Source organism: Microbacterium alcoholitolerans (assembly GCF_050408615.1).
GTDB lineage: Bacteria > Actinomycetota > Actinomycetes > Actinomycetales > Microbacteriaceae > Microbacterium.
In genome coordinates this window covers 1,877,978-1,892,186 of record NZ_JBNTKD010000001.1, presented here as the reverse complement: position 1 = coordinate 1,892,186, position 14,209 = coordinate 1,877,978, and the positions used below count along the sequence as shown (strand labels likewise).

At 64.4% G+C, this 14,209-nt stretch carries 12 protein-coding genes; 8 read left to right on the top strand and 4 right to left on the bottom strand.

Features of this window, described 5'->3' with window-relative positions; genetic code table 11:
* Positions 1-6: 6 nt before the first annotated feature.
* Both ACQUSX_RS09060 and ACQUSX_RS09055 read right to left on the bottom strand, forming a co-directional pair.
* Complete coding sequence (locus ACQUSX_RS09060; RefSeq protein ID WP_428929963.1) at positions 7-1,785, bottom strand: protein kinase domain-containing protein; 1,779 nt, start codon at positions 1,783-1,785, stop codon at positions 7-9.
* Positions 1,775-2,542: a Pr6Pr family membrane protein gene (locus ACQUSX_RS09055; RefSeq protein WP_428906617.1), complete on the bottom strand. Its 768-nt coding sequence runs from the start codon at positions 2,540-2,542 to the stop codon at positions 1,775-1,777. The genes ACQUSX_RS09060 and ACQUSX_RS09055 overlap by 11 nt, the downstream gene beginning before the upstream one ends.
* A gap of 423 nt (positions 2,543-2,965) precedes the next feature.
* Here ACQUSX_RS09055 and ACQUSX_RS09050 point away from each other — a divergent pair, with 423 nt between their 5' ends.
* Entirely contained in the window at positions 2,966-4,234 is a 1,269-nt protein-coding gene (locus ACQUSX_RS09050) for an amidase (RefSeq protein ID WP_428929962.1), read from the top strand.
* A gap of 9 nt (positions 4,235-4,243) precedes the next feature.
* Here ACQUSX_RS09050 and ACQUSX_RS09045 read toward each other — a convergent pair whose 3' ends face one another.
* Together ACQUSX_RS09045 and ACQUSX_RS09040 are read right to left on the bottom strand one after the other, a co-directional pair.
* Positions 4,244-4,999 (bottom strand): GntR family transcriptional regulator, encoded by a 756-nt coding sequence (locus tag ACQUSX_RS09045; RefSeq protein ID WP_428929961.1) that lies wholly within the window; start codon positions 4,997-4,999, stop codon positions 4,244-4,246.
* Positions 4,996-5,763 carry an amidohydrolase family protein gene (locus tag ACQUSX_RS09040; RefSeq protein WP_428906615.1) on the bottom strand — a complete coding sequence of 256 codons (768 nt, stop codon included), beginning with the start codon at positions 5,761-5,763 and terminating at the stop codon, positions 4,996-4,998. Before ACQUSX_RS09040 ends, ACQUSX_RS09045 begins: the two co-directional genes overlap by 4 nt.
* 305 nt (positions 5,764-6,068) lie before the next feature.
* On the opposite strand from ACQUSX_RS09040, the gene ACQUSX_RS09035 reads away from it, so the two are divergent.
* The 7 genes from ACQUSX_RS09035 (at position 6,069) to ACQUSX_RS09005 (ending at position 14,146) form a co-directional block, all read left to right on the top strand.
* Positions 6,069-7,514, top strand: a complete 1,446-nt coding sequence (locus ACQUSX_RS09035; RefSeq protein ID WP_428906614.1) for an ABC transporter substrate-binding protein — start codon at positions 6,069-6,071, stop codon at positions 7,512-7,514.
* 104 nt (positions 7,515-7,618) lie between these two features.
* Positions 7,619-8,551 (top strand): ABC transporter permease, encoded by a 933-nt coding sequence (locus ACQUSX_RS09030; protein WP_428906613.1) that lies wholly within the window; start codon positions 7,619-7,621, stop codon positions 8,549-8,551.
* Positions 8,535-9,437 (top strand): ABC transporter permease, encoded by a 903-nt coding sequence (locus ACQUSX_RS09025; protein WP_428906612.1) that lies wholly within the window; start codon positions 8,535-8,537, stop codon positions 9,435-9,437. Before ACQUSX_RS09030 ends, ACQUSX_RS09025 begins: the two co-directional genes overlap by 17 nt.
* A 14-nt stretch (positions 9,438-9,451) precedes the next feature.
* Positions 9,452-10,519: an ABC transporter ATP-binding protein gene (locus ACQUSX_RS09020; RefSeq protein ID WP_428906611.1), complete on the top strand. Its 1,068-nt coding sequence runs from the start codon at positions 9,452-9,454 to the stop codon at positions 10,517-10,519.
* Entirely contained in the window at positions 10,516-11,562 is a 1,047-nt protein-coding gene (locus tag ACQUSX_RS09015) for an ABC transporter ATP-binding protein (RefSeq protein WP_428906610.1), read from the top strand. Before ACQUSX_RS09020 ends, ACQUSX_RS09015 begins: the two co-directional genes overlap by 4 nt.
* Positions 11,559-12,995: a gluzincin family metallopeptidase gene (locus ACQUSX_RS09010; protein WP_428906609.1), complete on the top strand. Its 1,437-nt coding sequence runs from the start codon at positions 11,559-11,561 to the stop codon at positions 12,993-12,995. Before ACQUSX_RS09015 ends, ACQUSX_RS09010 begins: the two co-directional genes overlap by 4 nt.
* A 65-nt stretch (positions 12,996-13,060) precedes the next feature.
* The gene (locus tag ACQUSX_RS09005; protein ID WP_428929960.1) at positions 13,061-14,146 is read left to right on the top strand and encodes a succinylglutamate desuccinylase/aspartoacylase family protein; all 1,086 of its coding nucleotides are present in this window, start codon (positions 13,061-13,063) and stop codon (positions 14,144-14,146) included.
* Positions 14,147-14,209 lie beyond the last annotated feature (63 nt).

Below are 14,209 nucleotides of genomic sequence, written 5' to 3'. Positions count from 1 at the left end.
CGCTTCTCAGCGGGTGCAGGCCTGCGGGCTCGAGCCCGCTGTGACGCTGCCGTCCTTCATCCCGTAACCTGCGACGGCGAAGCAGGTCTTCGCGTCGGGGTCGAGCCCTTCGACCGTGTACTCGCCGGCCGAGCCGGAGAGGTTCGCGACCACGACGGGCGACTCGCCCTCGATCACCTGCACCACCGCGATGGAGGTGACGGTGCCGGGCGGCGCCGCCCAGGTCAGCAGCGCCGACGTGCCGCGATCGGTGACGACCAGGTCCTGCGGAGCGAAGTCCGGGTCGGACACGGTCGGCTGAGTGCCGTCGTCCTCGGGCGGCGCCGACGCCGATGGCACCGTCTGCTCTGCGGGCGGTGCCGGGGGCGCCTCATCGGGCGACTCGCGCGAGAGGAAGAAGACGACGGCGCCGACGATCGCACCCGCGACGAGCATGCCGCCCAGGAACAGCACCGTTCTCCGCCAGGTGCGCGCGGCGGCTTCTCGATCGGGGCTCTCGTGATCGGCGGGGTCGGGTTCGGCATCCGGGATCAGGGTTCCGGTCGCGTCATCGTCCCTGCCCGCCGGGCGCACCAGGGCGGGGCGGTCGAGATCGGCGAGCGCCGAGCGCGCGACCGGCGCAGGGTCAGCGGGCGTCCGCGTGTCGCTCGCGTCGTCACCGGGGCGGATGGCGGATGCTGCGCCTTCGCCCACTGGTGTCCGGGCGGCCTCATCCGCAGCGGGGCGGACGTCATCGCTCACCGCGGGCTTCGTGATCGCCGGGGCGCTCGCGTCAGCATCCGCCACTGGCGTCGTCATCGCCACCGGCGGGGCGCTCTCGGGCGCAGGCGCAGGCGCAGACGCGGGCACTGCTGCGGGCTCGCCCATGGCATCCGGCTCCCAGCTGCGACCCTCGGTGCGGAGGCCGCGCAGTGTCGCCAGCGCCTGCGCTGCCGTCGCGATGCGGTCCTCCCTCGCGGGGGCGAGCGCGCGGTCGATGAACTCGCGCAGACCATCCGGCAGATCGTCGCGGCGCAGCGGGCGCCGCTCGTTGAGTCGCACCCGGCGGAGGTATGTGAGGGCGCTGTCGTCATCCGGGTCGTCTCCGGCGAACGGCGCGCGGCCGTCGAGCAGGGTGAACAGCGTCGAACCCAGCGACCAGACGTCGTCCGCCTCGGTCGGCATCAGTCCGTCGAGCACTTGCGGCGACGCATGCCGGTACGAGAATCGCTCCAGGGACGCCGTGCGATCGGCATCCATCTGCCGGGCGATGCCGAAGTCGCTGAGCACGAACGAGGTTGGCAGCACCAGGATGTTCTGCGGCTTCACGTCGCGGTGCAGCACGCCCGCCCGGTGGGCGAAGGCGAGGGCATCCGCCACCGCCGTTCCCGCCTCGACGACTTCGGATGCCGACAGCGGGCCATGCGCCTGCAGCCGATCGTGCACCGAGCCGAGGTCGTGGAAGTCCATCACCAGGCAGAGTTCGCCCGTGGTGGCCGTCGTCGTGTCGAGCACGGTGACGATGTGCGGATGCTGCCGACCGAGCCGCACGGTGATCTCGACCTCACGGCGGAAGCGCTCGGCCATCGAGGGATCCGAGATCCGCACGACTTTGATCGCCACCTCGCGATCGAGCGAGATCTGCCTGGCGTGATAGACGATCGAGTCGCCGCCCTGAGCCAGTTCGACCAGATCGGTGTACCCGGGCACGTCGATGGGCGCGGGCCGTCGCGTCTCGCCCGCCGTGGGTCCACCCGATTCGGGCGCACTCGTGGTCGCGCGCGGCGCCCAGGCCTCATCCGACAAGCGCGTCCCCCTCCGACGTGTCTTCGATCTGAGGATAGGCCACCGCCGCGCGGGGAGCAGGCTCGGGGGGTGCAGGGATCGGCCGACGTCGGCGCCCCACCCAGATGACGCCCGCACCGACGGAGAGGATCACCGCGGCGATGCCGACGATGTAGGCGATGACCACGGCGTAGCCGTCCTGCAGATGCGGATCGAGGAACGGATACGGATACCACCACGGGTTGCCGGTCGAGGGGGCGGTGATCAGGTTCGCGCGCAGCAGCGTGTACGCCGCCCACACCACGGGGAAGGCCGCGATCACGGCGAGCGTGCGGTACGGCAGTGCGCGGCGGTGGGGCGCCAGCAGCACGTCTGCGAGCATCACCAGCGGGATGACCACGTGCAGCGTCTCGTTGGTCCACGGATCCGAGATCCCCGCGATCTGGATGTGCCTCAGCAGCACGTTGTAGACGATGCCGGTGACGATCATGTAGGTCGCGGCGCACGCGAACAGGGTCGAGAGCCAGATCGGCTCGGGCCTGCGATCGCGGCGATGCCGCAGCATCCACACTGCTCCGATCACGAGCGCGACCGCGGCGATGAGGTTCGAGAGCACGGTGAAGTAGCTGAAGAAGTTCGCGATGACCGTCGGCAGGTGCGACGCCGCCGCCGTCTCGGCCGCGCGCGCGTTGCTCACGGCCAGCGCGAGCTGCCGGATCAGCGCCGCGGACCCGAGCGCCGCCGCCGCGAGTCGCACCCATGGCCACCACATCGTCATGGCAGAACTCTAATGTCCGTGTGAACGTCGAAGAGCATGGACTCTCGCGCGTTGAGCCGCCACCAGGCCTTCCTGTGCTGTCCGAGATCCGCTATGTCGTATTGCCGCGGACGGGACCCCGAGCGCGTCCGCTCGGGTCGCGAAGCTATTCGCCGCGGTACGCTAGCTTCCCCTGCTGTCGGCAGCTTGGTACTCTGTCGACAGCAATTAGACAGGTGACATCGCCGCGAGAAATGGAGAGCTGACATGATTCCGCCCAGCGTCGTGGACGATGTGGCATCGTTACGGGCCTACCGTCTCGATCTTCTCCCCGACCCTGTGACTCCGGTCGATCAGGCAGTGCCGCCGCGACCGATGCATTGTCGTCAGTGGCAGGCGCCCGCATGGAAAGCGACTGGCCCTCCCGTTGCCGAAATCAACCGCGTGCTCGCGACGCTTGAGAACACGGGACGCATGATGGGCATGATCGCGCGGATCATGCACGACGAGGCGAGGCAGGCGGCTGCGGAATCACGCAGACGGATTCTCGCCGGCGAAGCTCGAGAACTTGAAGGCCTCGCGTTCGGCGTCAAGGACGTGATTCAGGTCGCGGGGTCGCCCACGACGTTCGGCTCACCCGCCTACGCAGGGTTTGTTCCAGCGGTCACCGCGCAGGCCGTCCTCAACCTGCGCGATGCGGGGGCAATTCTCGTGGCGAAGCTCGCCACCTACGAGTTCGCATCCGGGCCGAACAGCTTCACTCGCAACGTTTGGGATGAACGCCGTCGCTCCGGAGGATCGTCGTCCGGGTCAGCCGCGGCAGTAGGAGGGGGCCTGCTTCAGGTCGCCCTGGGTACCGACAGCGGAGGCTCGATCCGGGTACCCGCGGCATGGTGTGGCGCGGTCGGATTCAAACCGACACGCGGACGTGTGCCGACGAGCGGCGTGCCGCCGCTGAGCTGGCACCTGGACCATACGGGAACCCTGACACAGACCGTCACGACCGCGGCAGCTGTGTTCGGCATTCTCGCCGGAGAGCGGTCGGTACGAGCCTTGTCGGGGGACGCCGCACTGCGTCCCCTCGGGGGCATGCGGATCGGTGTGCTAGGCGGATGGTTCCAGGTGACAGAACCCGAGGTGGCGGACGTGACCAGGGAAGCGGTCACCGCTCTGAGCGATCTTGGCGCCGAGCTCATCAACGTCGATTTTCCACTCATCGAGCAGGTCAATCCGGATGCTGTCAAGCGCGTGCTCGTAGAAGCCGAATCGGCTGCGCTGCACGACACGGATCGACCAGGCCACGGGCACGCGTTCATGCACATGCTCGAGGCGGGGACGCAGCTCCGTGCTGTGGACTACATCCACGCGCTGCGACTCCGATCGCTGCTGGCCGAGGCGACGACGGCGCTGTTCGGAGGGCTCGACGCACTGGTATGCGCGACCTCCGCCATCGTCGCACCTTTCGAAGACCAGGATGTCGTCCGACTGGGCGGGCGCATGATGGCGCTTGCCGATGTGGTCGCTCGCAATACCTCGATCTTCAACATCTCTGGCCACCCCGCCGTGACCGTTCCCAGCGGACTCGGTCGGGAGACCGGGATGCCGGTGGGGTTACAGGTGATCGCGCCGCACTGGCGCGACGATGTCTGCCTGCGCATCGGCCGGGCGTTCCAGGCGAAGGTTGGAACCCTAGGACCGCCCGGCCTCGTGTGATGCGACTGTTCAAAGACTGTCGAAGACCTCTGACGGAGGACTCCATCCGTCAGAGGCTGTCGACCCTCCATGAGTGGAATGCGGATCCGTAGTGAATCGTCGTTCGTATGCCTCGCGCACGTACCGTCCTGCGACCGACAGGATGTCCACGATGATGTCAGCGATGGCTTCCGTATCGCGTGCCTTCGCCGCTGTCACGATGTCGTGGTGCCGTCGTAGGATCCACTCGCTGTGCTCTGGAATCTCATGCAGTACGAGCGGCAGTTGATGCAGTCGGGAACGGAGTTTGCGGATCTCGGTGAAGGCCACGGCGTTTCCGCTGCGTGCGTGGATCACTTCTCTCATGGACCAGGCATGAGTGTAGAACGCGGGGTAGTCACGGCGCACCCAGGCCGCCTCCATGGGTATCAGAAAACGCTCCATGCGCTCGACGTCCTCATCGGTGAGGTGCGGTGCGCCCTCGATGATGCACCAGCGCTCGATCGCAGCGCGGACCGCATATAGGTCTTCCACCGTTTTGGGCGTGAAGCCATTCACCACGCATCCGACCCGCGCTTGATATGTGACCAGTCCCTGCTCGTCCAGTGTGCGCAACGCCTCTCGCACGGGGGCGCGCGACGTCCCGAGCTCCTGAGCGATGTGGACTTCGTTCAGCCGCTGCCCCTCCACCCAGCGGCGGTCGATGATGCCCGCGGCGACCCATCGGGCAACCCGCGTGGGAAGGTCCGTTCCGTCGTCGCCGGGGAGGGGTGCCGAGTCGCTCATATCTTGAGGAGCCGGCGTGCGTTGCCGCTTTCGATCAGCTCGCGATCCTCCGCCGAGAGGTTGCACTCGTCGAGCATGCTGTTGATGTCGCTGATGCGATGGCCGCGCCCGATGCTGAAATCGGTGCCGTAGAGAATCTTCGAAGCACCGGCGATTTCGATCACCTGTGCTGCGAGCTTCGGCAGGATTTCGTGACGCTTGGGCCACGAGATCGAGGGCTCAAGGTAGACATTGGGCATTGAAGCTGCCATATACGCCGTCGTGATGTCGAGCGGGTCGGCGTGCCCGGCCACGATCGTGGTGTTCGGGCACATCAGGGCGAGATCCTCGATCAACTCCACTTTCCCATTGGCGCTGCGTCCCGCCTTGCCCATGTTCGGGCCCGTGTGTAGCAGAACAGGTATGTCCAACTCGGCGGCGGTGGACATCAACGGTACCAGGCCGGGGTCGTCGATCTTGAAACCTTGAATGAGCGGATGGATCTTGAGGCCCTTGAGCCCGAGTTCCGCGACGGCGTGGCGGAGTTCATCCGAGGGATCGAGGCGGTCGATGCCGGTGGTCTGCGCGAATGGCACCACTGATGCGAAACCGATGAGCCGGTCAGGGTGCTTGTCGACAAGACGCGCGACATCCTCGTTCGACATGTAGGGCGCAATCGGCAGCACACAGGCCTTGTCGATACCGCCTTCGTCCAACCCTTTGACGAAGGTGTCAACGTCGTCGAGCTGCTTGTTCCAGATATGGGTGTGGAAGTCGATGATCACTTCTATCTCCTGATTCTTGGCCGCGCTGGCGATGCGGCGTGGATGCCCGACTCGAGGAGCAGTGAGCCGAGATGAACCGTTGCGTTCACCCTGCGGCTAGGCTACAGTGACGAACACTGTCGACAATAGCAGATGCTGCCGACACCACCACAGTGATTTGGAGAACCTCAATGAAGAGATCTGGAGTCGGCCGTCCAACCGTTCTGTTGGCCATATCGGCTGTTCTTGCGCTTGCTCTCTCCGCGTGCTCGCCGCCCGGCGGGGACTCCGCCGAACCGAATGGTGGCGAAGGGACGCCGTTCGAAGTGACTCTGCTGGCGAATACCGACCCCCCGGACTTCGACCCGCACACCCCCGGGGCGGATGAGAAGGCCAACGTCGTGCGGAACATCTACGACACGCTGACCGTGCTGAGCGCCGACCTCCAGGAGACGCTGCCGTCGCTGGCAACCGAATGGGTTGCGATCGACGACAACACATGGGAGTTCCAACTCCGCGAGGGCGTCGAGTTCAGCAATGGGGAACCTTTCAACGCCGACGCTGTGAAGTTCTCGGTCGATCGCATTCTTGACCCGAACGCAGAGGTCGCTCGGGTCTCGTACTCGTTCCCCACGATGGAATCCGCCGAGGTCATCGACGACACCACAGTGCGCATCCACACCAAGGTCCCTGACCCGATCTTCCCGGAGCGGGCGTACTCCCTCGACATAGTCCCACCGGAGTACACCGGATCTGTCCCCGAGAGCGAGTTCGCCATGAACCCGATCGGCACCGGTGCTTACACGCTCGCCGAGTTCGCACCGGGTCAGCGCATCGTTCTCGAGGTGAATCCGAACTACTGGGGCGACGCGCCGGAGGTGGACCGATTCATCATCCGCCCAGTTCCCGAAGCCTCGACTCGTACCGCCGAGCTGCAGACCGGTGGCGCCGACATCATCAAGAACGCACCGGTCGGTCAGATCCCGGAGCTCGAAGCCAGCGAGGGTGTGAATGTCATCGCGCTCGCCGGTCGACGCATCGCGTACATCGGCATGAACCAGCTACCAGGCGGTGAAGAGGCGCTGCTGGACAAGCGGGTTCGTCAAGCCCTGAACTACGCTGTCGACGTTTCGCTGATCCTCGATACCGTTATGGAGGGCTACGGTGACCGCACGGCCACCGTCTTCCGTCCGGACTTTACAGGCTTCGACCCGGAACTTGAGCCGTACCCACACGATCCTGACAGGGCGAAGGAGCTTCTCGCTGAAGCGGGTCACCCTGACGGTCTGTCACTGAGTATTCAGTTGAGTGAGGAGATCTTCGCAAGTGGCAGTGAGGTCGTCAACGCCCTGGTAGCACAGCTCGCCAAGGTCGGCGTCGATGTGAGCGTCGAGATTCTCGATCACCCGAGCTACCGTTCCGTCGTCATCGACGGGCAGGAAGCCAACAAGGTCGCCCCACTGTACGCATGGCAGTGGGGGGCCCTCGAGCCCTCGGCTGATTCGCTGATCAACGGAACCCTGGAGACCGGTGGCATCTCGTCGTACTACAGCAATTCGCGGCTCGATGAGCTCACACAAGCCGCGCGCCAGGAGATGGACGTCGCGAAGCGCGAGGACCTCTACAAGCAGATCCAGACGCTGCTGAAAGAAGAGGCGCCGTTCATCTTCCTGTACCAGATCCCCGATGTGTACGGCGTCAGCGATCGAGTGAAGTACACGCCGCGACTTGACCAGTACGTCATCGCGAAGGACCTGAAGCGCGGCAATTGATGCCGCTCAGTTGAGCTGACATTCGTCGTTCGCGTCGAGTCCGTGGCCGGCCTCGCCCGGCCCGGCCCGGCCCGGCCACGGACTCTCACCCGATTGAAGGTGATATGAAGATCACGTTAGCCATCCTGACCCGAATCGGTCAGACCGTCGTGACGGTCTTCCTTCTGGTCACTGTGGTGTTTTTCCTGCTGAGGGTTGTCGGCGATCCGGCAGAGCTCATGGTCGCGCCTGAAGCCAGCCGTGACGACATCGATGCGCTGAGGGCTCGTTTCGGTCTCGACCAGCCCATCCTCGTTCAGTACTGGCACTACCTGACCGGACTTGTGCAGTTCGATTTCGGGATGTCGATGACGCAGAACCGCCCCGCGGGGCAGATCGTCCTGGAGCACGTCGCCCCGACCTTGATGCTGACCACACTTTCGCTGCTGGTCGGTGTGCCGCTCGCTCTCGTGCTCGGCGTGATTGCGGCGCTTCGTCGCGGCAAGTTCGTCGACATCGTCGCCACGGCGTTGGCGACACTCGGGCGGGCAATGCCGAACTTCTGGTTCGGTCTCATGCTGATCATCGTCTTCAGCGTGACGCTCGGCTGGTTCCCCGCGTCCGGCTACGGCACCTGGGCGCAGCTCGTCCTTCCGACGGTCGCTCTGAGCGTTGTGGTCGTCGCCGACGTCACCCGGTTGACGCGGTCGTCCATGATCGAGGCGAGCCAGCAGGATTACGTTCGCACGGCTTACGCGAAAGGGGCGGGCCCTGCGCGAGCCACGGTTGTGCATGTCCTGCGCAATGCTCTCATTCCGGTGGTGACGATCGTCGGCCTGAAGACAGCCACACTGATCTCCGGCTCGATCATCATCGAGACGATCTTCGCGGTGCCGGGCCTGGGCTGGTTGCTGATCCGGTCGATCAACACGTTCGACTTCACGCTGATCCAAGCGACAGTGATTCTCATCGGCCTACTGGTTGTCATCACATCGCTGATCGTCGACGTCCTGTACACCCTGATCGACCCGAGGAGCCGTGATGTCGCAAAGAGCTGATACCGCCCCACCCAAAAAGAAGTCCGCGCCGAACAGCACGTTCACGGCCGCGCTCTTCGAGCTTCGTCGGAGCCCTGGGGCGATCTTCTCCGTGGTGATCATCATCCTCGTCGTGGTCTGTGCGATCGGGGCGAATGTCATTGCGCCGTTCGACCCTCAGGAACAGGACCTCGCCATGCGTCTGCTTCCTCCGGGAACTGTCGGACCCGAAGGCCGTCACCGCTGGCTGGGCACGGACGCGCTCGGTCGTGACGTGCTCAGCGGTGTCATCTATGGCACGCGCATCTCGCTTACCGTCGCGCTCTCGGCGGTCGTGTTGGGGCTCGGACTGGGCCTGTTGCTCGGCGTGCTCTCCGGGTACTACCGCGGCTGGGTCGATGTGGTGATCATGCGTGCGGTCGATGTGACCATCGTCATGCCGTTCTTCCTCATGGCTCTCGTTCTGCGTATCGCCCTCGGACCCGGGCTCGGAAGTATCATCGTCGCACTCGGGGTCTCTGGTTGGGCGCTGTACGCACGCTTGGTGCGTGGTGAGGTGTTGAGTCTTCGAAATCGGGAGTACGTGCTCGCCTCGCAGTCCGCCGGTGCGAACAGCTGGTACATCATGATGCGACGCATCACGCCGCACGTCATGCCCTCGCTCGTGGTGTTCGCGAGCCTGCAGGTCGGAGTGGTCATCGTCGCCGAGGCATCTCTGACCTTCCTTGGGCTGGGTGTTCCGCCCGACGTTCCGAGTTGGGGCACCATGCTCGCCACTGGTCGCGACTACCTCGTCCGCGCCTGGTGGGTGGCGACCTTTCCAGGCATCGCGATTGTGTTGACCGTGCTCGCCTTGAACGTCTTTGGTGACTGGCTGCGCGATGTTCGCGATCCGAGGCTCGGTTGATGATGGAGGAGACGATGACTGACACGTCCATGTTGGGAGCGGACGGATCTGCTGCTTCGACGCCCCGAGGTCCGGTGTTGCAGGTTCGCGACCTGCGAACACGGTTCGAACTCCCCGGAGGAGGATTCAACGCCGTCGACGGTGTCTCCTTCGACGTCGAGGCGGGACGCACGATGTGTGTGGTGGGGGAGTCCGGATGCGGCAAATCCATGACATCTCTGTCGATCATGGGATTGGTGCCCTCGCCGGGGAAGGTGATATCAGGAGAGATACTCCTGAACGGGCGCAACCTCGCCGAGCTTCGCCCAAGCGAACTGAGGAAGATTCGCGGCAACGAAGTGTCGATGGTGTTCCAGCAGCCGTTGTCATCGCTGAACCCGAGTTACCGGGTCGGAACGCAGATCCGCGAGGTATTCGCGCTCCACCGAGACTTGACGCGCACGGCGCAGAACGAGCGGATCATCGCCGGCCTGCGCGACGTCGGCATGCCTGACCCTGAGGCCAGAGTCAAGGCATTCCCGCACGAGCTGTCGGGGGGCATGGCTCAACGCGTCATGATCGCCATGGCGCTGGCTTGTGAACCTGACGTGCTCATCGCCGACGAACCGACGACTGCGCTCGACGTGACGATGCAGGCACAGATCCTGGACCTCATCAGAGAACTGCAGCGAGCTCGAGGAACCGCCGTGGTGTTCATCACCCACGATCTCGGCGTCGTCGCCGAGATCGCCGATGAGGTTGCGGTGATGTACGCGGGCGAGATCGTGGAGACGACTGGCGTTGAGGCGCTGTTCGACAACCCGATGCATCCGTACACAAAGGGCTTGATCAAGTCGGCGCCGATGCTCGGTGCCGCCGAAGAACGCCTAGTCGCCATTCCCGGCACCGTCCCTAACCTCGCCGACATCGGTCCGGGGTGCCGTTTCGCCTCACGCTGTGCTGCGCGAATCGAGTCGGGTCTGACGATATGCGAGTCGCAGCATCCGGAGCTGCGCGAGGTGGAGCCAGGGCATAGCGTGCGGTGCTGGCTGTACGACGACAGCGCTAGCGTTTCCGACGCCGTCGCAGGAGCGCGCAAATGAACGACGATATTGTCAAGGTTCGTAGCCTGAACAAGCAGTACCGCGTACGCGGAGCCAATGGGCTGTCTCGCGACATCGTCCAGGCGGTGAGCGATGTGAACCTCGATATCCGACGAGGAGAGACACTCGGGCTTGTCGGGGAGTCCGGATGCGGCAAGACGACCCTGTCGCGCATGATCGTTCGCTTGCTGGCGCCGACCGACGGCACTATCGAGTTCGACGGCCGGGACGTCAGCTCGTTACGTGGCTCTCGCCTCAAACAGTTCCGCCGTCGGGCGCAGATCGTCTTTCAGGACCCTTATGCCTCGCTGGATCCCCGCACCACGGTGGGAGACAGCATGGAGGAGGGTCTGGTGCACCACGGTATCGGCGATCGGCTCGAGCGCCGTCGTCGGGTCGCTGAGATGCTCGACATGGTGGGTCTGCAGGCAGCACACGCCGATCGCTACCCGCACGAGTTCTCAGGCGGACAGCGACAGCGGATCGGCATAGGCCGGGCACTGATTCTCAAACCCGACCTTCTCGTCGCTGACGAGCCCGTCTCAGCCCTGGATGTCTCGGTGCAGGCGCAGATCCTCAACCTGCTCAAAGACCTGCAACAGGAACTGAACCTCACTGTGCTCTTCGTCGCGCATAACCTGGCTGTCGTCGAGAACGTGTCAGACCGGGTTGCGGTGATGTATCTCGGCCGCGTGGTCGAGATCGCGAGCCGGGCGGAGATCTTCGACAATCCGCAGCATCCCTATACGGAGACGCTGCTCCGGGCGGTGCCGACGGCACATCCGCGCGGCCGGCGCATGCAGCGCCTGAGCCTCGGGGAGGTGCCTTCGCCGCTGTATCCGCCCGCGGGCTGCACTTTCCACCCGCGGTGCCCGATCGCGCGGTCGGGATTGTGTGATCACAGCCCACCGCAGCTCATGCCCGTGCCGGTCGGAGAACCGGACCACCAGGCGTCGTGTTACTTGCGTGCAGGCGATTTGGCTGAGCCACGCAGCTCGTCCGTACAAACCGAACAGATGATCGAGCCGAAAGGTGAATCGTGACCGAATCCTTGGAGCAGTACCTGAGTGAACTCGAAGCTCTCAAGAACATTGCCGAGCGCATGTGGCTGGATCAGCAATCCGCCATGCCACCGGCAGCCATCAATGAGCGGGTCAATCAGGCGGGCATCCTCCAGGAGCTCATCCAGCAGCGGCTCGTCTCCGACCAGCTCGGTGAGCTTCTGGACGCGACATCCGGCGATGAGCCGTGGTTGGGCGTCGTCCGCGAGGATCGAGCGCAGGCTCTTCGCCTGAGCTCCGGCATCTGGCGACGGTTCCTCGAGGTAGGCGCCCAGGCGTTCAACGTCTGGGAGCAGGCACGTAAGGACGAGGACTGGGCGTCCTTCGAGCCATGGCTGGCGAAGATGGTCGAGATCGACAAGGAGTACGCCGAGACGGTCGGCTATGACGTGCACCCGATGGACGCGCTCCTGTCGGTGTACGCGGTCGGCCCCACTCACGCCGAGATCTCAGAAGTACTGAGCGAGATGCGCGACTTTCTCATCGACGCGCGCAAAGCCCGCGAGGTTGAAGAATTCGAGGAAGAGGGTCGGCAACCAGAGCATCTGCTGCTCGCCATCGCACGCGACATCGGCGAACTCATCGGCTTCGACTTCGCACGTGGCGGAATCGCCTTCTCACCGCACGGCTACACGAGTTCGGCCGGACCCAACGACGTGCGCATCACTTTCCGCAGTGATGTCCCCCTCTTCGAAGCGGTGTCGACGATGGTGCACGAGTACGGGCACGCGCTGTACGGTCAGGGCGTCGCGGAAGAACTCTGGGACACGCCAGCAGGGCATGGCAGCATGCCGTACCTGCAGGAATCCCAGGCGAAGTTCTGGGAGAACATCATCGGACGCCGCGCGGACTTCGCGCAGCGGATAGGGGAGATCCTCGAACGGCGTATTGGACGTCTCTCCGCCGCCGAATGGGCCGTGCGCTACCACCGCAGTCAGACGCGTGCCGCATCGTCACCGATCCGCATCGCCACCGATGAGATTTCGTTCAACCTGCACATCCTGCTGCGCTTCGAGATCGAAGAACAGCTGTTGAGCGGGACGATCACCGTCGCGGACGTGCCTCAGGTTTGGAACGCAAAGAGCGAGGAGTATCTCGGCATCATCCCCGCGACCATCCGCGAGGGGGCGCTGCAGGATCCGCACTGGACTCGTCGCATGTTCGGACTGTTCACGGCGTACGTGATCGGCAACGTAGCCTCGGCTCAACTCGCCCAGGCTATGGAGGATCAGGGAATCTCGATCGCCGAGGCGATCGCCAGCCGCGACTTCAGCGCCGTGCTCGGCTGGTTGCAGAAGAACGTGCACAGCCCGGGCCGCACCAAGTCTGTCCAGGAGGTGCTGCAGGCGGCGACTGGCTCGCCGCTGAACGCGGCGCCATACCGGAAGCACCTCGCCGACCGCTACATGTCCTGAACCCGTCTGCATCGTCGTCGCAGCCGACGATGATCCATTCTCACGTCACACAACAAGGAGTACATATGAGTAACAACCTGTTCGCCCCCACGGAGCTGGATTGGTCGGCCGGGGCTGAGATCATCACCTCCCCGGACCAGATAGCACTTGCGCCGGGAGCCCGCGGGCAATGGCGGGTGCCGATCACACGCCGTTCGTCGGGCGAGAACCTGATGATGCACATTCACGGTGTGCGCGGTGTGAACGATGGTCCCACCCTGGCGCTGGTCGCTGCGGTTCACGGAGACGCGATCTCGGGAACGCGCACCGTTCTCGAGACGATTCAGCGACTCGACCCGCAGAAGCTCTCTGGCACCGTACTAGCCGTTCCAGTAGCCAACCCGGTCGCGTTCGAGTCCAACACCCGCACCACCGGTCAGGGCATGAACACGGACATGAACAACATGAACCGTGTCTTTCCCGGTAACCGCGGGGGATGGGTCACACAGAAGCTGGCCCACGCGCTGACCGAGTACGTCCTTGACCGCGCGGATGCCGTCGTCGATTACCACTGCGGCAGTGACACGTCGATCAACTACGTTCTGACCATCGGCGACGAGAACGGCGACGAACCGGACAGTTTCAACTTTGCCCGCCTGATGGGCACGCCGTTCGTGTTCGCACACGACGTCGATCCGTTCACGGGCACCATCGACGGTTACATGAAGTCCCGCGGCAAGCTCTGTGCCGTCGCCGAACAGGGTGGCGACGCCCTTCCCGCAGGCTGGTACGGCCTCGCAGCCAGCCGCATCGACAACTTCTTCTCGGCGATGGGCATGATGGATGTGGAGCGCACCATGCCTGATAAGCAGTTCCTCATGTACGAGCGCTACCTCGTCCGCATGGATCACGGCGGCATCTACATTCCGGAGGTTGACGAGAACGCGCTGTCGACCATGATCGAAGGGGGCACTCTACTCGGACGAGTCATCGATCCGCACTCGCTGGAAGTCATCCAAGAGGTTCGTGCTCCGTACGAACAGTCCGCGATCCTCATGATGCGACCTGCGATGAGCCGCGTGAATCCAGGTGACTACGGGTTCATCATCTCGGATGGCGCATCGGGCCGCTGGATTGACTCCCCAAAGGAGTGGATGGTTCCGCTCGGCTGACATCAAGACCACCGCTCCGATTCTCGCCTGCCGCGCTTCCAGCGTGGCAGGCCGGAATCGTTC

Bases quoted from the DNA above. Each gene is read 5' to 3' on its own strand.
- ACQUSX_RS09055 (WP_428906617.1), bottom strand. From the start codon at position 2,542: ATGACGATGTGGTGGCCATGGGTGCGACTCGCGGCGGCGGCGCTCGGG.
- ACQUSX_RS09045 (WP_428929961.1), bottom strand. From the start codon at position 4,999: ATGAGCGACTCGGCACCCCTCCCCGGCGACGACGGAACGGACCTTCCC.
- ACQUSX_RS09030 (WP_428906613.1), top strand. From the start codon at position 7,619: ATGAAGATCACGTTAGCCATCCTGACCCGAATCGGTCAGACCGTCGTG.
- ACQUSX_RS09025 (WP_428906612.1), top strand. From the start codon at position 8,535: ATGTCGCAAAGAGCTGATACCGCCCCACCCAAAAAGAAGTCCGCGCCG.
- ACQUSX_RS09020 (WP_428906611.1), top strand. From the start codon at position 9,452: ATGACTGACACGTCCATGTTGGGAGCGGACGGATCTGCTGCTTCGACG.
- ACQUSX_RS09015 (WP_428906610.1), top strand. From the start codon at position 10,516: ATGAACGACGATATTGTCAAGGTTCGTAGCCTGAACAAGCAGTACCGC.
- ACQUSX_RS09005 (WP_428929960.1), top strand. From the start codon at position 13,061: ATGAGTAACAACCTGTTCGCCCCCACGGAGCTGGATTGGTCGGCCGGG.